Below are 17666 nucleotides of genomic sequence, written 5' to 3'. Positions count from 1 at the left end.
ATCCGGAAGACTTAAATTATAGAGCTTGCCTGTAAAGACTTTTTATTATGATGCATCTTTGTCTTCTTTAAACTCTTTCTTTTTTTCAAGGCTTACTCTATCTTTTAGGCTCATAATGTAAGCTGATCCTGACAAAATTAGTATAGCCCCAGCTTCTCCAACTAAAACTAATGCGTCCATATCTTTGCTTTGCATTATAATTAGTCGGCATAGAGCGGTTATTGCAATAATTATCGGCAGAGTAACAGGGATTCTGTTGGTGCTATAAAAAGCACCTACCATTCCTATAATCTCAACATATATAAAAAGCATAAAAAGATCAGACAAGAGAATATCTCTTGCTTCGTACATCGCAAACAGATACTGAGCTGCTGCTATACAGGTTGCTATACCAATTAATGCTAGGAGGGCTTTTTCACTTACGACGGTGGTCCAGTGAAGGCTTCTTTTTATTTTGGGTAGCTTAAAATCCATAAGCTAATCATAAGCCACTCTAGAGCTTTAAGCTAATTTTATGCATTATGCCTGCACTTTAGATCTTTACAGAGGCAATCATATAATGATCAATTTTTTTGACTTTAAATTTTACGGCCCAGGGAACCTGACTGGCTCTTCTTTTAGTGCGCTCCAGTCTTCCATTGTATGCTTCGGGTTGCTTCTCTTGCAGAGCTATAGTTTTTGGTTAACAGCTTGCTCACAAGCTGTTTTGAGCGCAGCCCCTTTTGACGTAGAAGAAGTATGAGCGAAAGGATATGCCCATTCTTTGTCATGAGTATTTTCAGTAATACTATCCCCCTGACCCATCTGCTGCTTATGGAACATCCATCTAATTCCCCTTTCTCTTGATCGTTTGCAGTCTGCCTGATGGTATACAATTACAGATAAATCGCCAAATACCGGCTTTTTGTAATTTGTTAATGAGTAGTAGTATAAAAAGTTATCAATTTTTTTTATTTTACCAAAATCTACGTAAATAGTATTACCGCTACTAGTACTCTTGGCCACCTTGATCCATTCTGCATAAGAAGGAAATGAGAGCATTACTGGTATTATCAAGGTAAGCAGTCTTTTCATTTCTCTAATTTCTCTTGGATTAACTTTATGTATGTATCTTGTAGTATTGGTTCTAGCATTTAATCAAAAGCTTGATTTAGCATTAATTCCCGTAACTAGAAAATATCTAATTTTAAGACTATTATTTCAAAAAATAACATGGAGTTGAGAATGAATATGTTGTATGCACTCTGTCTTGCTGTATCTGTGGGCTTAGCGCTCTCTGTTTTTGCTGACCCACATGAAGCAAGCGGCCATACTAGGGAGTCAGCCAACAAAAAAGAGCAAGAGAAAAAAGTGCGTAATTTATGCGATAAAAAAGCACGACTGGCTCCCACATCATACTCCGCGAAAACAATCAAAAAAGCCTGTTTAAAAGAGGGGGGTATCAAAAAAAGTCGCTAGACAGGCAAGTAATAATTGATGCTACAGCCCAAGAAGCGTTGCAAAATAACCTGATTGCTAAAAGGGACAGAACCCCGCCCAGTGTTCATATTAGGCACAAGGTAGTCACTTAGTTTGTATCGGTTCTCTTTGGTTTCCACAGAACAGTATTTTTTGTTTTTAAGCGATTTACAAATAATTTGTATTTTGACTGCTCTTTTTCCCATTCAATTAGCCATTTGTGCCCGTCACGCTCTGCGTCAATAAATACTGCATTCGTGATTATTAATGGAATTATCACAGCCAAATGTATGATGATGCTGGTCACAATACTGTAGTTGATGAAACCTAAATAAAATGAGGCAATAAGTCCGAAAAAAGCGCTCCATATAGCAAATAACACTAACATGAAATATCCCTGTAAGACTGGGCATGGAACATACTTTAATGGATTATATTTTACATCCATGACAGCTCTCCAAATAAAAACAAGGAACATAGTTGCTCTTCTAAAAAGATTTGGTTTTTTCATGTCGCTGCTTGTCCCCATAAATGTTTAATCGATTGTACAACTATAAAGAATTGAGACAGCATCGCCAAGCTATATTGTCATACTGTATATTTAAGATTAGAGAATAGGGTCAAGCAGATGTATTCTGTAAGAAGGTAACAAAAGGGTGGAGATATGAAGATATTACAAAAATATGCTTTGTTTTACTGCTGGATTCAATCTCAAGTGCTTATGGCGCACATCATAGGGCAGTTGAAGCGAATGAGCCTGACGCCGCATCCTCGGGCCATGAGAGTCATAAAGACCATAAACCTATCAAGAGCTCTGAATAAAAAAACAAAAATATAAATATCAATATAAAAGTTGATCGAGTTAATAGGGATGTTAAAAGATGGTACAAGCAATCACTGCAACAGAGGCTTTTGCTCTTATTAAGGATGATAAGGCAATTTTAATTGATGTGCGCGAAGCTGATGAATTCAAAGGCGAACATATTGTTGATGCGCTATCTGTTCCTCTTAGCTCGCTGGAGGATGGATTTAAGATACTCGATCTTCCAAAGGATAAAATATTTTTATTCCAGTGTCTAAGGGGAGGTCGAGGTCAAACAGCATGCGAGCACATACAAAGGCTTGGGCTGTATCAAAATAAAATCATTAACCTCGAAGGTGGAATTCAGGCGTGGAAAAAGAGTGGCCTGCCCGTGATAAAGTCATAATATGAGACCACCAAAAGATTCAACCCAGGTGTTAATTAATGATAAATCTAAAGATTGGTTTGACTGGCAGAGGAAAATAAAAACTGATGAACAATTTAATTTTAGCCACTCTTTTCTTGGTCTTAGGCAGTGCTAGCTCTATGGCTGTAGAAGAGGCCACATATACAAGTATCTTTTCTGATGAAAATTTTGAAACAAGATATTATGATCCGCAAATCCTTGCTGAAATAGAAGTAGATGGAGATTTTGAGGGAGCGGGAAGCAAGGCATTTAGCCAGCTATTTGCGTATATTTCCGGAGAAAATACTTCTCAGAAAAAAATTAAAATGACCGCACCTGTTGCTCAGACTAATGGTCACGAGATGCTAAACAGGACTACACCTGTTAGCCAACAACAAAAAAACGGTAAATGGTTAGTGAGCTTTATGATGCCATCGGGCCTTTCTTTGGAAGAACTGCCTCAACCCAAAAATCCTACTATTAACCTTCGTCAGCTTCCTGCGAGGCATGTTGCCTCTATTCGATACTCTGGATTTTGGACCGAAAAGGACTATTTTTATCATTTAAATTTGCTGAATAAATGGATATCTAGTCAGGTGTTACATGCTTCTGGCGCACCTATATGGGCGCGTTATAACGCGCCATATATGCCATGGTTTATGAGAAGAAATGAAATATTAGTGCCGATTAAAAAGCCTTAAAGATTCAATATAAGGCGCTATTATGCCCAATATGCCTTAAGTAAAGTCAAAGTTTTAGTCACTGCTGCTTTGCTCCTCAAATAACTTATCCCAAGAAGAGATAACCTGCGCTCGCTCAATGGAATATTTTGAAGCTTTTGTAATAAGTGGTAATTTTTGCAACTGAAGCCTATGTCCTTCGGAACGATAACTCACATAAGACTGGATTAAATTTTCTGCGTCTTTAGGCATCATCAAGCCGTTGCTCCCCAGGTATTTTAGAATTCTAATGTTATCACTCCAGCAGGCTAAATTAGTAAACTGATAGGCGTAAGATAAAACCTGAAATTGAACTATAAATTCGATATCAATTATCCCGCCAGCGTCATGTTTTATATCAAAAGTGGCGCTATCAGCACTTATGTTTTCTGGCTTGCTCGCCTTTTTTAATTTTCTTTTGACATTATTTTTTTCGATTATGCTGTTGCGCATTTTTTCGCGCATCCTGTATATGTCATTTGCAAGTTTTCCGAGTTCTCTTTTTCCTGACATAAAATCTGAGATCGCAGATCGTTAAATTTTTCAATCAATGTATTAGACCCACCTACAGGTCTCTGCTCTCACTAATGCTTGATGTTCCCATGTCCAGGCATCGTTTATCTGATATTTTTCAAATGCTGCCAATGAAGAGACAAGCATGCCTGAATTTCCGGAGGGCCTGAGGCGCACATCTACATCATAAAGTACACCAGAAGCTGTTCTAGTGGTCAAAATATGAATAATTTTTTGCCCCAGTCTTGCAAAAAATGTAGAGTTATCAATAGATTGATGACCATCTGTTGATTTATTTTCACTGGCATCATAAATAAATACTAAGTCAAGATCTGAGTTGTAACCTAACTCTGCACTGCCAAATTTTCCGTAACCTATGACCAAAAATTCTGGTTTTTTGTTCGCATGGCCCAAAGGGTGGCCATAAAGATCAACCATGTGAGTCCAGGCAATATCGACAGCATGAGTCAAAATGACTTCCGCCAGCAAGGTTAAGTAATCGCTGACCTTTACTAGAGACATGGCGCCTATTACCTCACAGGCTGCCACACGTAATGTATGCGAAAGCTTAAAGTAGCGAAGCGATTCCATTTGTGCGCCTAGATCGTCAGAAGGCGTTCTTAGTAATCGTTGCCTTAATTCATCTGTTAGCTTGTCTTTACTGGGAAGACTGTAAAGTAGCCGGTGGTCTAGTAGTTCATCTAGCATCGCAGGGTTGCGCGATAGTTCCTCTGTAATCCAAGGGCTGGCCGAACAGAGCTGAAGAGCCACCTTCAGTGCCTTTGGGTTCTCTTTAAGTAAAGACAAATAGGGACTGCGACGCGCTATTGATTCAATTAATTGAAAAATACGAGCCAATGTAATCGTATTGCTCTCTAGGCTTGCACAGACAGCAATGAGATCTGGCATGAGGGCATCAAGACGAATACGTGTCTCTGCAGCCATAAATAGAACTGATCGACTTTGCTGTAATCCTCTAATGAGGCTCAAGGCTTCCTGAGGGTTGACATAACCAATCGAATTCAATTTTTCTACCATGTCTTCATCTGAGCCTGACTGCCAGATATCTTGAGCTTGAGTAAAATACTGCTTCTCATCATCGCTTTTATCATGTGTAGGCTCATTGACAATAACTGATTTGAATAGCAACCCAATCGCAGAACGATGTTTCTCAAGACCGCATGAAAATTCTCTCCAGCTATCAAACCCCATCAGGTATGCAATTTTAAGTTGATCTAATGCCTTATCTGGCATCATGTGGGTTTGAAGATCCCCCATCCCTTGTAAGATATGTTCTACGTTGCGCAAAAATACATAGCCTTTATTGAGTGTGTCGATCTCTAGGGTAGGTAGTAATTTTTCAGACTCTATTAGGACTATAGTGTTCCTTAATGACTGAGACTGAAAACGTGTATCGCGCCCACCATGCATGATTTGAAAGGCTTGTACTATAAATTCTACTTCTCTAATACCACCAGCGCCCAGTTTGATGTTATTCGCCATGCCTTTTCTTTTTACTTCTTGATTGATCAAAACTTTCATGTTGCGCAACGATTCTAAAGTGCTAAAGTCAGTATATTTTCGGTAAACAAAAGGTCGTAATATGGCCATTAACTTAGCCCCAGACTCAGAGTTTCCAGCCACTACACGGGCTTTAACCATAGCATAGCGCTCCCAGTCTCTCCCCTGGGTCTGATAATATTTCTCTATGGCATCGAAGTTAGATATCAAGTCCCCACTTTGCCCATAAGGACGCAAACGCATATCCACACGAAATACAAAGCCATCATCATTCTTGGTGTCTAGCACCTGTATGAGTTTTTGGCTTAGGCGTACAAAAAATTCTTGATTACTTATACTACATGGACCGCCTTGAGTTTTTCCATCCTCTGGATAGGCAAAGATTAGATCGACATCTGAAGATATGTTTAGCTCCCAGCCTCCCAATTTTCCCATCCCTAGTATTACCATTTCCTGTAGTTCGCCCCTAGAGTTAGTAGGCGTCCCCCATGTTTGACAAGCTATGTTGTGAGAAAATTTTAGGGCAACTTTTAGGCACACCTCAGCTAAAGAGGTCATATCAGCAGTAGTTTCCTTTAGGTCAGCTTCTTTGCTGAAGTCCCTCCAAATAATGCGTATTATTTCCCGATTCCGAAACTGCCTTAATATTTTAAATAAATCATCTTCGGTCTCGGTACTGCTTAAGATTTTTGACAGGCGATACTCCATACCATCCTGCCCATAGACTACATAAAGATCACCAGAATCGATCAGCTGCTTCAAAGTATCGGGTTTTTTACTGCATGACATGGCAGCAAACTCACTACAGCTCCATACTTTTTTTAGCTGCCAGGATAGTTTGTTTTTGCCAGTCAGTACCGACATAAGCCACTGTAATTGCTTTGTGGTAGCTACATGCTTGAAGTGATGCAAGCGTAACTGCCACTGCTTATCCAGCAATGTAGGTAGTGTTTTCTTGTTCATTTTAAGTTCAACTTAATCCTCATATTTTCAATTATAATGGCAATAGTCGGGTTTAGGTTAGTATTCAGGCTGCGCTCTGATAAGATGCTGCATTTTTATCGGAAATCCGCCATGTTTAGTCTAATTATCAATAAAGAGTCTAATGTAAAAAATGACCTGCTTTCTGGATTAACCGTTGCTTTGGCCCTGGTTCCTGAAGCGGTGGCCTTCGCTTTTGTGGCAGGAGTGGCGCCAATGGTTGGCTTGTATGCGGCATTTATCATGGGGTTAGTGGCTGCTGCATTAGGTGGTCGACCCGGAATGATCTCTGGCGCCACTGGCGCCATGGCTGTGGTGGTAGTAGCGCTTGTTGCGAGTCACGGTATTCAATATTTGTTTGCCGCTGTGGCGCTGGCCGGGCTATTGCAAATTATGTTTGGAGTTTTTCGTTTGGGTAAGTTTATCCGTCTAGTCCCTTATCCAGTAATGCTAGGCTTTGTTAACGGCTTGGCTATTGTTATTTTCCTAGCCCAACTCAGCCAGTTTAAGGTTATTAATGCCTCTGGGGCGCTAGGCTGGATGCAAAATGGACAGCTTTATTTGATGGTAGGATTGGTAGCATTAACCATGATGATTATTCATTTTTTGCCTAAACTGACTACTGCTGTGCCCGCATCATTGGTTGCTATTATTATGGTGACGCTAATGGTTCACGGGCTCAGCATGGACGCTCGCACCGTCATTGATTTTGTTCGTGATATGTTGCCAGCAGCAGAGCAAGCAACAGCAAGCCTAGAGGGAAATCTACCAAGCTTTACTATTCCTCTCGTTCCTTTTTCTCTCGAAACTTTAAAAATTATTGGCCCTTATGCAGTTATCCTGTCATTAGTAGGCTTGATTGAATCGCTGCTGACACTTTCTTTGATTGATGACCTTACTAACACGCGTGGTCGGGGCAACCGTGAGTGCACTGCTCAAGGATTAGGCAATATTGCTAATGGTTTTTTTGGTGGAATGGGCGGTTGTGCGATGATTGGCCAGAGTATGATAAATATTAATTCTGGTGGTCGCGGTCGATTGTCTGGCGTTACTGCAGCGCTAGTATTACTGGCATGTATCTTATTTGCAGCTAACCTCATCGAGATGATTCCGTTAGCTGCTTTGGTTGGCGTGATGTTTATGGTGGTGTTGGGTACATTCGAGTGGGCCTCTTTTCGTATTTTTCGCGGCATGCAAACAAGCGATGCACTTATCTCCATCTTAGTGGCGTCAGTCACCGTATATGCTGATTTAGCCATTGCTGTGATTGTCGGTGTCATTGTATCTGCACTGGTGTTTGCTTGGGAGCACGCAAAGCATATCGCCGTCACTACCTACATAGACGAGGATGGTTGGAAAGTTTATGAACTTCATGGCCCTATATTTTTTGGTTCAGTGAGCAACTTTAAGGAGTTATTTTCACCAAAGGATGACCCCAATGATGTGGTAATTGAGTTTAAGAAATCTCGGGTCTCTGACTCTTCTGCCATCGAGGCATTGCATGGATTAGCTCATAAGTATCAAAAATTGGGAAAAAAACTGCATCTTCGCCATCTTAGCGAGGACTGTATGCAGCTACTAGATGATGCAGCTCGTTATGTAGAAATTAATGTGAACGAAGATCCTCGCTATAAAGTGGCAGTGGACGTGCCTGATTAAGGCAGCAATGCCTTCATAGCCAGTCCCAGTGGGCGCGTGCTTTACGTGGTGCATTTTTTATTACAATGTCCCATAACCAAGCAGGAGTCGCACGCATAATGACAGCAGCCCACCTCATTTGCCAAGGGAAGATGATAAATTTTTTCTTCCTCTTGATGGCTTTGGAGAATTTTCTTGCTGCAACTTCTGGAGCCATCAGAAAAGGCATGGGGAATCCATTCAGGTCCGTCATCGGTGTTCTGATGTAACCAGGGGTGATCGTTGTAACTGCCAACCCATCTGAGTTGAGCTCCACACGTAAGCTTTCTAAGTAAGAAATCACAGCAGCTTTTGAGGCGCTATAAGCGCCTGCCCCAGGTAAACCTCTTATACCTGCAACACTGGCTATTCCTACAAGACTGCCTTTTTTTTCTTTTTTCATAGCTAAAAGGAAGGGCTGAAAGGTATTCACCATTCCAATAAGGTTGATGTCAATGACTGCTTTGAATATTGCTGTATCAGTTTTATTTTCGGTCAATGTACCAGAGCTAACTCCGGCATTAGAAATCACAATATCTGGCACACCGTGCTGGAGCATAAAATGCTGGGCAGCTTGATTTAAGGCCTCCTCATCTCGAACATCAGCAGCATAAATAACACTTTCTACCTCTAAGCTATTTTTTAGGGACAGCAAGAGTCTCTGGCGGCGGGCAACCAACCCTAGAATAGCGCCTTGATTGGCATATTCGTGAGCAAGCGCTTGGCCGATTCCGCTAGAGGCGCCGGTAATAAAAACCTTGAGTGCCGCCATCTAAACAGTCTCATATAAGTTTAGTGGAGCGATTAAGTCGCTCAGTCTAGTTACCCCAAAAGGGAAGTATATCTTCCTATTGAGTGCATCAAAATATACTACTTTAGTATACCTATATAAATATTTGATATTAATTTATTTTATAAAAATATATTAGATAATTTTCGAATTCATTATTCACAATGCGTAAGCATGGGTAAGTATGACTGATTTCAAATAAGTCTTTTTATCTGAGGTTAAATTTTTATTGTATTCTTTTTAAATATGGATAATATGATTTGAAATCATATTATTATTTTATAATATGGATAATATGATTTAAAGTTATGAGTATATGAGTTCAGCCTAAATTTTTTTGAACAGGGGCGAGAAAAGGCGATGGAAAATCAGTATGCAAATGAAATTTGGCCCCTGGCAATCTATTTTGGCATGGTCATTATGTTGGTTGTCACTATGTTGGCGCTTTCTTGGGTACTTGGTCAAAAACGTCGCGAGGCTGCCACTAACGATCCTTTTGAATCTGGGGTTGTTTCAGTTGGCGGATCACAGATACGCATATCCGTAGAATTTTATTTAGTTGCAATCTTCTTTGTTATTTTTGATCTCGAAACACTGTTTATTTTTGCTTGGGCGGTAGCTTTTTTTGAATTAGGTTGGGCAGGTTATTTATCCATCACAGTGTTTATTGGCGTACTAGTCTTGGCTTTAGTTTATCAGTGTCGCTCTGGTGCATTGGAGTGGGGAAATAAGACCCGCACCGGTCTCCGTGAAGATCAACTAACTACTGGAGAGTCAACATGAAGTGGAGTCTTACATCCCCTGAGGACGCTAATGCTACAAGTCTTAGTGATGATTTTGTGGAAGAGCAGATTAAACGTAACGTAGCTTTTGCCAAACTAGAAAATCTTATTGCCTGGGGTCGAGCCCATTCTTTGTGGCCATTTAATTTTGGTCTTTCTTGTTGCTATGTGGAGATGGCCACCGCGTTTACTAGCCGACATGATATAGCACGTTTTGGCTCAGAAGTGATTCGCGCTACGCCACGCCAAGCAGATTTAATGGTTATCTCAGGAACATGCTTCCTCAAAATGGCGCCTGTCATACAACGTCTTTATGAGCAGCTACTAGAGCCTCGATGGATTATCTCTATGGGCTCCTGTGCTAACTCTGGGGGTATGTACGATATTTATTCAGTAGTTCAAGGTGTTGATAAGTTTATCCCCGTTGACGTGTATGTTCCAGGGTGCCCCCCGCGACCTGAAGCCTTGATGCAAGGATTGATGATGCTTCAAGAATCTATAGGCAAAGAACGACGACCGCTCAGCTGGGTTGCGGGAGATCAAGGTATTATTAGGCCGGAAAAAGCAAGCATGCGGGATCAGTTAACTGCTGAACGAATAATGGCTACCGAGCTAAGAGAGCCAAAAGATGTATAGAGATACACAGACCATTAAGGGGTAGCAATGCAAGCAGCGGAAGCTATAACGACAAGTATTGTCGAAAGTTCACTGTATCGAAAATTCGGTCAGGAGCTATTTATTTCTCAGCAATGTGCCGATCAAAAGTTAACTCTTTGGGTTGACCGCAATCGTCTAATTGAAGTTCTTCAGTTTCTCAAATTATCATTTCCCATGCTGTACGATTTGTTTGCTATCGATGAGAGAACGAGAGCCAACCGCGCCGGACAGCCTGATTCAGATTTTACAGTGGTGTATCACCTGTTGTCTCTCGACACCAATGAAGACATGCGTATCAAGGTAGCATTGGAGGAATCTGATCCGGATCTTCCGACATCCGTTGGTGTGTGGCCAAATGCCAACTGGTATGAGCGTGAAGCTTGGGATATGTTCGGCGTTACTTTTGCTGGCCACCCAAATTTATTCCGTATTCTGTTGCCGCCAACATGGGAAGGGCACGCCTTAAGAAAAGATCATCCAGCGAGGGCCACCGAAATGGCCCCCTTTGAAATGGGCCCAGAGCGGGTTGCAAAAGAGCAGGAGGCATTGAAATTTCGACCCGAAGACTGGGGTATGAAAAAGTCTAATGACGATAATGAATATATGTTTCTTAATCTTGGACCAAACCATCCCAGTGTGCATGGTGTTTTTAGGATTATGTTGCAATTAGATGGTGAGGTGATTGTCGACTCCGTGCCCGATATTGGTTATCACCACCGTGGTGCAGAAAAAATGGGTGAGCGTCAGACTTGGCACACTTACATACCCTATACGGACCGAATCGACTATCTTGGCGGGGTAATGAATAACCTTGCCTATGTTCAGTCGATAGAAACCCTAGCTGGCATCAAAGTCCCAGATCGCGCCAAAGTGATTCGTATTATGCTTTCCGAGTTATTCCGTATTTCTAGTCATTTGGTTTTCTATGGCACTTTTGTTCAGGATGTCGGTCAGATGTCCCCAGTTTTTTATATGTTTGCAGATCGAGAGCGATTATTTGGCATCATCGAGGCCATCACCGGCGGGCGAATGCATCCTGCTTGGTTCCGCATTGGAGGCGTAGCACAGGATCTTCCTAATGGTTGGGAGGCCATGATTCGTATATTTATAGATTCGATGCCGGCACGACTAGATCATTACGACAAGATGTCGATGCAAAACAAAATGCTTAAAGATCGTACTGTAGGCATTGGAGCTTACTCCCAACAAGAAGCTATTGATTGGGGCGTTACTGGCCCCAGCCTGAGAGCCACCGGCAGTGATTGGGATGTTAGGAAAAAACGTCCCTATGGAGGCTATGATCAGTTTGAGTTTGAAGTTCCCACTGCCGTTAATGGGGATTGCTACGACCGCGCAGTACTTCGAATTGAAGAAATGCGCCAAAGTCTAAAGATTATTCGCCAGTGCATTGACAACATGCCTGAGGGTCCCTACAAAAGTGACCATAGTGCCACCACGCCTCCGCCTAAAGAGCGGACCATGGAGGACATTGAGACGCTTATACATCATTTCTTGAATGTTAGCTGGGGCCCCGTTATCCCAGAGGGGGAGGCCTCCATAATGATTGAGGCCACAAAAGGGGTCAATAGCTACCATCTGATTAGTGATGGCGGCACTGGCTCCTATCGTACTAGGATTCGAACACCTTCTTTTCCACACTTACAGCAAATTCCACTGATCAGCAATGGACTGATGATTCCAGATCTGATCGCTATTATTGCAAGTATCGATTTTGTTATGGCGGACGTTGACCGATGAATAACTCACAAATGATCCAAACTGATTTAACAGGGGTACTTACCCAGGAAGAAATCTTAAAGATTGACGCAGAGTTGTCGCATGTCCCTTATAAGTCTGGAGCTGCTATTGATGCACTAAAAATTATTCAGGCAAATCGTGGCTGGGTCTCGGACGAATGTCTGCAGGCTATAGCGAGACACCTTGAGATGTCATCGGAAGATCTTGAAGGGGTGGCAACTTTTTATAATCTAATCTACCGAAAGCCGGTGGGAAAAAAAGTAATATTATTTTGTGACAGTGTCAGTTGCTGGATTTGTGGTTGCGATAGCATTAAAGCTAGAGTGACCGAAAAGCTTGGTATTGATTATGGTCAAACTACCAATGATAACCGTTATACATTGCTTCCAGTTCCTTGTCTTGGCGCTTGTGATAGGGCGCCGGTAATGATGGTTGGTGACGATCTATTGACCAATCTTACCGAGGATAAGGTTGACCAGTTATTCCCTGATAATCAAGCAGAGGATGACCTGTAATGGAGAAAGTGCTAACTCGAAATATTGGAACTGACTTAAAACCTACTAATCTGGATGCCTATGAAAAAAATGGTGGTTATCAAGGCTTAAAGAAAGCCATGAAAGGACTGTCACCTAAGGATTGCCAAGATCTTGTTAGTGCCTCTAATTTAAGGGGGCGTGGCGGCGCTGGGTTTCCTACAGGAGTGAAGTGGAGTTTTGTCCCAATGGGAGAGAATTGCACGCCAGGACATAAATATCTGGTGTGCAATGCTGATGAAATGGAGCCGGGGGCTTTTAAGGATCGATTGCTTATGGAATACGATCCGCATCAGTTAATTGAGGGCATGATCCTTGCTGCTTATACCATCGATGCTGACCTGTCCTATATTTTTATTCGCGGCGAATATATTGTCTCTATACAACGGCTTCGGGACGCATTGGCAGAATGCTATGCAAAAGGATATCTCGGTAAAAATATTCTTGGGGGTAGCTTTTCTCTCGACATGTACGTCCATCCTAGCGCTGGGCGCTATATTTGCGGAGAAGAGACAGCATTAATTAATGCCCTTGAAGGAAAGCGTGCCAACCCTAGAGCAAAGCCACCATTTCCACAGGTGAGCGGTCTCTGGGGGCGCCCTACTATCGTTAATAATGTTGAGACGCTTTGTAATATTCCACATATTGTCGATCGTGGGGCCGAGTGGTTCAAATCGCTGGGGAGCGGTGAGGATAGCGGAACAAAATTATTTGGCGTCAGCGGTAGGGTAAAAAATCCTGGTTGCTGGGAGCTACCAATGGGTACGCCGATTAGGGAGATACTCGAGGGCTGCGCTGGAGGTATGCAGGATGGGTTGCAGTTAAAGGGCTTTTTGCCCGGAGGAGGATCAACTGACTTCCTGATCCCAGAACACCTTGATCTGGCAATGGATTATAACGTAATAGGAAAAGCCGGTAGTCGCATGGGCACCGGTACGTTGATTATCCTGGATGATCAGACTTGCCCCGTTGGCATGGTGCTTAATTTAATTCGTTTCTTTGCCCATGAGTCCTGTGGGTTTTGTACTCCCTGTCGCGAGGGATTGCCTTGGACGCGACAGGTTTTACTTGATATCGAAGAGGGTAGAGGCACCAAAAAAGATCTGGATACGTTAGCCTTTCAGATTAACTACATAGGGGCAATTGGTAACACCCATTGTGCTCTGGCGCCGGGTGCCATGGAACCATTACAGAGCGCGATGAAGTATTTCCGTGAAGATTTTGATCGCCATGTTAGTGGTCATTCTTGTCCTTATGGTTCGCACTCAAAATCTCTCTCGCAGAAACACTCTGGAGGTTATTAAGCTATGCCGAAGATTTACGTAGACGGTCAGGAATTGAGCGTCAAAGAAGGCGAAAATATCCTTGAGGCCTGTCTTAGTGCAGGGATCAATCTGCCATATTTCTGCTGGCATCCAGCGATGGGGTCCATTGGCTCTTGTCGGCAATGTGCGGTAGTGCAGTATCAGAACGAAGAGGATACCGACGGCCGAATTGTAATGGGCTGCATGACCCCAGTGACTGAAGGCGCAAGATTTTCTCTCAATGCCAACAAGGGGGTTGAGTTCCGCGAAGCAGTGGTTGAGTCTCTTATGCTTAACCACCCTCATGATTGTCCAGTCTGCGGAGAAGGTGGGGAATGTCATTTACAAGATATGACAGTAATGGTTGGCCATCGCGACCGTCGTTATACAGGACTAAAAAATACACATAGAAATCAGTATTTAGGGCCTTTAATTAACCATGAAATGAACCGCTGCATTACTTGTTACCGCTGTGTTCGCTACTATGATGATTATGCTGGCGGCACCGATTTATCGGCGCAGGCATCCCATGATCATGTTTATTTTGGGCGTCATGAGGATGGTGTGCTTGAGAGTGAATTTTCTGGTAATTTAGTAGAGGTTTGTCCTACTGGTGTATTTACGGATAAACCATTACTGAAGCAGTACACTCGGAAATGGGATCTGCAGTCAGCACCCTCAATCTGTAACGGTTGTGCTGTGGGTTGCAATATTTCTCCGGGTGAACGCTACGGTAAACTTAAGCGTGTCCATAATCGTTTTAATGATGACGTTAATGGCTATTTTCTTTGTGATCGTGGGCGCTTTGGTAGCGGTTATGTGAATAGCTCACTAAGATTAGATTATGCTGGATTGCGCAAGAAAAACGGCAGCTTCCAGGCTATTCATCAGCAAGCCGCTGTTGATAAAGTCGCTAGGTGGGCAAAAGGCAAAAAGATCGCTGCGATTGGCTCACCCAGAGCTTCTCTTGAAGCTAATTACCTACTTCGAGAGTGGGCCGGTAAGGATAACTTTTCCGCTGGCTTTTCTGAACATGAAGGCCAAGTTATTCATACAATTTCTACCATGCTTTCCAGAACAAATGCCTTGTCTCCTTCGATAAAACAAATGGAGGCTGCTGATGTTGTGCTGATTCTTGGTGAGGATGTCACTAATACTGCACCCAGAGTTGCTTTAGGTTTGCGCCAAGCTATTCGAAACAAAGCATATCAGCTAGCAGAGCAGGCGGGTTTGCCAAAATGGCAGGATGCTGCAGTGCGAAACTTAGCTCAAGATCAAAGATCACCAATGATCATTGTTTCCCCTATAGGTACGCGTCTTGATGATGTCGCCAGCCAGTTAATCACACTAGGGATAGAAGATATTACTCAGTTTGCTGCTGCAGTGGCTGATGTTGTCTCTGGAAAACACATCAAAGATGTCGATGTTAATGCGGTGGCTCAGCTACTCAAAGATGCAGAGCGACCATTGATTATCAGTGGATCTAGCCTCTTGAGTGACTCCCTGGTAAAAAGTGCCGCAGTTATTGCAAGCAGACTTGCCGTAGATAATAAGCAAACTATGCTTAGTTATTGCATACCTGAATCTAATAGTCTCGGCGTAGCATTACTTGCTGAAGATACCAAAAGTATCGAGGAATTAATTATCCGAGCTGATAAATTTGATGTCTTGTTACTTTTGGAGAACGATTTACATCGTCGCATTAGCCCAGACCAGATAGATCAACTGAAAAATTCAGGAGTTAAACTCGTTGGCCTTGATGTTTTAGAAAATGAAACACTTAGCGCCTGTGATTTAGTTCTTCCGGTAACTTCTTATGCGGAATCTGAAGGTACGCTTATTAATAGTGAGGGCCGAGCACAGCGTCATTATCCAGTATTTGAACCAGCTGCAGAGCGCATGCCAAGCTGGAAGTGGATTTTAGAGCTGGCGACTGCTTGCGAGCACACTAAGATTGTCAAACTGACTCATTTTGATGAGATAGTTGAATCCTGCGCTGATAGCTGCAGTCTGTTTGGCCAGTTGACCCAAGTGGCTCCAGATCATAAATTTCGTAGCCATGGATTAAAAATTTCCCGTAAGACCCATAGGTATAGTGGACGCACTGCTATTAGCGCGAATCAGTCTGTTCATGAGCCGTTACAACCAGTGGACCAGGAAACGCCACTAACCTTTAGCATGGAGGGGATTAATCTCGAACAGGCAGCGTCACTGACACCATTTTACTGGTCGCCTGGGTGGAACTCTAATCAATCGCTACAGAAATTCCAAGCCGAAGTGGATGGACCGTTGTCTGGCAATTCGTCTGGCCAACGATTAATTGAACCAAAACTTGATTTAGATCCTAATTGTCTGCTGTCAGCCCCTAGTCTATCAAAGACTTCGATCTCCGATCGATTAAAAATTAAGCCCGATGAAAGTCAATTAGTACCGATTTATCGTGTTCATGGTAGCGATGAGTTGTCGTCTTATACTGATGAGATTGCAGAACTAGCGGGGGAGGCTTTTGTTGCTATCAGTGCAGCTGTTGCAGAGCAGTTGAATGTTGTAGAGGGCGATGGACTCATTGTGAGTAACGCTGATGGCGATCTATCTCTAGAGGTAAAGATTCTTAATCGAGTGGCAAGCGACTGTGTTGGTTATAGCGCAGGATACACTAAAACCAATAGTTTGCGAGCAGGTAACTTGGTGGTCTTGAGCAGGGACTCTAAATGGCAACGTCGGATGCCGCAGTTAATTGCAACAGATAGCGGTAACAAGCGCCCACCTAATAATATCGAGGGGTCTGCGCATGTCTGAGTTAATGCCAGTATTGCTAGCTCTGACTATTCTTGTTGGTGGTGTTAGCCTTGCGGCAGTAATTACTTGGTGGGAGCGACGCTTGCTGGGCTTCTGGCAGGATCGTCTTGGACCTAATCGTCTCGGACCATTTGGTATTGGCCAGGTCGCGGCAGATATGATTAAGCTGTTATTTAAGGATGATTGGGTGCCTCCATTTTCCGATAAAGTAGTTTTCATCTTTGCCCCAACAGCAATTGTTGTGGCGATGATGATGGGCTTTGCAGTGGTACCTTTTGCCCCTAACACCTACATCTTGGATGTTAATATCGGCTTATTATTTTTTTTGGGCATGACTTCTTTAGCGGTTTATAGCGTTCTTTTGGGGGGTCTGGCTTCAAATAATAAATATGCATTATTAGGGGGACTGCGCTCTGCTGCACAGATGGTCAGCTATGAAGTATTTATGGGTCTTTCTCTTATGGGTATTGTGATGATGACTGGAAGCTTCAGTCTCGTGGATATAGTCGAGGCACAGGCTGACACTTGGTTTTGCTTCTCGCAAACACTCGGATTAGTCGTCTTTGTAGTGTCTGGTATTGCTGAAAGCCATCGATTGCCTTTCGATTTACCTGAAGCAGAACATGAACTAACAGCTGGATTCCATACTGAATATGGCGGCATGAAGTTCGCTATGTTTATGCTTGGGGAATACCTTGGGTTAATACTGATTTCTTGCATGATAGTAACGTTGTTTTTTGGCGGATGGATGGTTCCAGCGCTCATTTATGATTGGTTGCCACCCTTCATCTGGTTTAGCGTAAAAGTATTTTTGGTAATTTGCTTTTTTGTGCTCTTGAGGGCGGCGATTCCTAGACCTCGTTACGATCAACTTATGTCATTGGGATGGAAGGTCATGCTACCAATTACCTTGATTAATTTATTAGTGACCGGTGCAATACTTCTAAAAATGAAGGGAGCTTAAAT

At 42.7% G+C, this 17666-nt stretch carries 17 protein-coding genes; 11 read left to right on the top strand and 6 right to left on the bottom strand.

What is annotated here, in order from left to right; all coding sequences use genetic code 11:
- Positions 1-45: 45 nt before the first annotated feature.
- A complete protein-coding gene (locus ABXT41_RS04120) occupies positions 46-474 on the bottom strand; it encodes a phosphate-starvation-inducible PsiE family protein (protein WP_415390259.1) in 429 nt (142 codons plus the stop codon).
- A 195-nt stretch (positions 475-669) separates the two neighbouring features.
- Entirely contained in the window at positions 670-1074 is a 405-nt protein-coding gene (locus tag ABXT41_RS04115; protein WP_415390258.1) for a surface-adhesin E family protein, read from the bottom strand.
- Between the two features lie 150 nt (positions 1075-1224).
- On the opposite strand from ABXT41_RS04115, the gene ABXT41_RS04110 reads away from it, so the two are divergent.
- On the top strand, positions 1225-1458 hold the full coding sequence (locus ABXT41_RS04110; protein ID WP_415390257.1) for a hypothetical protein: 234 nt from the start codon (positions 1225-1227) through the stop codon (positions 1456-1458).
- Positions 1459-1567: 109 nt separating this feature from the next.
- Here ABXT41_RS04110 and ABXT41_RS04105 read toward each other — a convergent pair whose 3' ends face one another.
- Positions 1568-1969: a hypothetical protein gene (locus ABXT41_RS04105; RefSeq protein WP_415390256.1), complete on the bottom strand. Its 402-nt coding sequence runs from the start codon at positions 1967-1969 to the stop codon at positions 1568-1570.
- A gap of 370 nt (positions 1970-2339) precedes the next feature.
- Here ABXT41_RS04105 and ABXT41_RS04100 point away from each other — a divergent pair, with 370 nt between their 5' ends.
- A complete protein-coding gene (locus tag ABXT41_RS04100) occupies positions 2340-2666 on the top strand; it encodes a rhodanese-like domain-containing protein (RefSeq protein WP_415390255.1) in 327 nt (108 codons plus the stop codon).
- Positions 2667-2752: 86 nt separating this feature from the next.
- Entirely contained in the window at positions 2753-3367 is a 615-nt protein-coding gene (locus ABXT41_RS04095; RefSeq protein WP_415390254.1) for an SOUL family heme-binding protein, read from the top strand.
- Between the two features lie 54 nt (positions 3368-3421).
- On the opposite strand, the gene ABXT41_RS04090 is transcribed toward ABXT41_RS04095, so the two are convergent.
- Entirely contained in the window at positions 3422-3838 is a 417-nt protein-coding gene (locus ABXT41_RS04090) for a hypothetical protein (protein WP_415390253.1), read from the bottom strand.
- A gap of 102 nt (positions 3839-3940) precedes the next feature.
- Complete coding sequence (gene glnE, locus ABXT41_RS04085) at positions 3941-6382, bottom strand: bifunctional [glutamate--ammonia ligase]-adenylyl-L-tyrosine phosphorylase/[glutamate--ammonia-ligase] adenylyltransferase (protein WP_415390252.1); 2442 nt, start codon at positions 6380-6382, stop codon at positions 3941-3943.
- Positions 6383-6493: 111 nt separating this feature from the next.
- Here glnE and ABXT41_RS04080 point away from each other — a divergent pair, with 111 nt between their 5' ends.
- Positions 6494-8059 carry a SulP family inorganic anion transporter gene (locus tag ABXT41_RS04080; protein WP_415390251.1) on the top strand — a complete coding sequence of 522 codons (1566 nt, stop codon included), beginning with the start codon at positions 6494-6496 and terminating at the stop codon, positions 8057-8059.
- 13 nt (positions 8060-8072) lie between these two features.
- Here the strand turns inward: ABXT41_RS04080 and ABXT41_RS04075 are convergent, their stop codons facing one another.
- Entirely contained in the window at positions 8073-8849 is a 777-nt protein-coding gene (locus ABXT41_RS04075; protein ID WP_415390250.1) for an SDR family oxidoreductase, read from the bottom strand.
- Positions 8850-9227: 378 nt separating this feature from the next.
- Between ABXT41_RS04075 and ndhC the strand changes: the two genes are divergently transcribed.
- The 7 genes from ndhC to nuoH are packed head-to-tail and all read left to right on the top strand — an operon-like array spanning position 9228 to position 17664.
- On the top strand, positions 9228-9650 hold the full coding sequence (gene ndhC, locus ABXT41_RS04070) for an NADH-quinone oxidoreductase subunit A (protein WP_415390249.1): 423 nt from the start codon (positions 9228-9230) through the stop codon (positions 9648-9650).
- A complete protein-coding gene (locus tag ABXT41_RS04065; RefSeq protein WP_415390248.1) occupies positions 9647-10285 on the top strand; it encodes a NuoB/complex I 20 kDa subunit family protein in 639 nt (212 codons plus the stop codon). Before ndhC ends, ABXT41_RS04065 begins: the two co-directional genes overlap by 4 nt.
- 27 nt (positions 10286-10312) lie before the next feature.
- Positions 10313-12064, top strand: a complete 1752-nt coding sequence (nuoC, locus tag ABXT41_RS04060; RefSeq protein WP_415390247.1) for an NADH-quinone oxidoreductase subunit C/D — start codon at positions 10313-10315, stop codon at positions 12062-12064.
- Entirely contained in the window at positions 12061-12579 is a 519-nt protein-coding gene (gene nuoE, locus ABXT41_RS04055; protein WP_415390246.1) for an NADH-quinone oxidoreductase subunit NuoE, read from the top strand. The genes nuoC and nuoE overlap by 4 nt, the downstream gene beginning before the upstream one ends.
- On the top strand, positions 12579-13901 hold the full coding sequence (gene nuoF, locus ABXT41_RS04050) for an NADH-quinone oxidoreductase subunit NuoF (protein ID WP_415390245.1): 1323 nt from the start codon (positions 12579-12581) through the stop codon (positions 13899-13901). The genes nuoE and nuoF overlap by 1 nt, the downstream gene beginning before the upstream one ends.
- Before the next feature lie 3 nt (positions 13902-13904).
- On the top strand, positions 13905-16700 hold the full coding sequence (nuoG, locus tag ABXT41_RS04045; RefSeq protein WP_415390244.1) for an NADH-quinone oxidoreductase subunit NuoG: 2796 nt from the start codon (positions 13905-13907) through the stop codon (positions 16698-16700).
- A complete protein-coding gene (gene nuoH / locus ABXT41_RS04040; RefSeq protein WP_415390243.1) occupies positions 16693-17664 on the top strand; it encodes an NADH-quinone oxidoreductase subunit NuoH in 972 nt (323 codons plus the stop codon). Before nuoG ends, nuoH begins: the two co-directional genes overlap by 8 nt.
- Positions 17665-17666 lie beyond the last annotated feature (2 nt).

The organism is Porticoccus sp. Uisw_050_02, from assembly GCF_047729555.1.
Lineage (GTDB): Bacteria > Pseudomonadota > Gammaproteobacteria > Pseudomonadales > Porticoccaceae > Porticoccus.
Note: the sequence above shows the minus strand (reverse complement) of the source record. Positions and strands in the feature narration are given on the sequence as shown.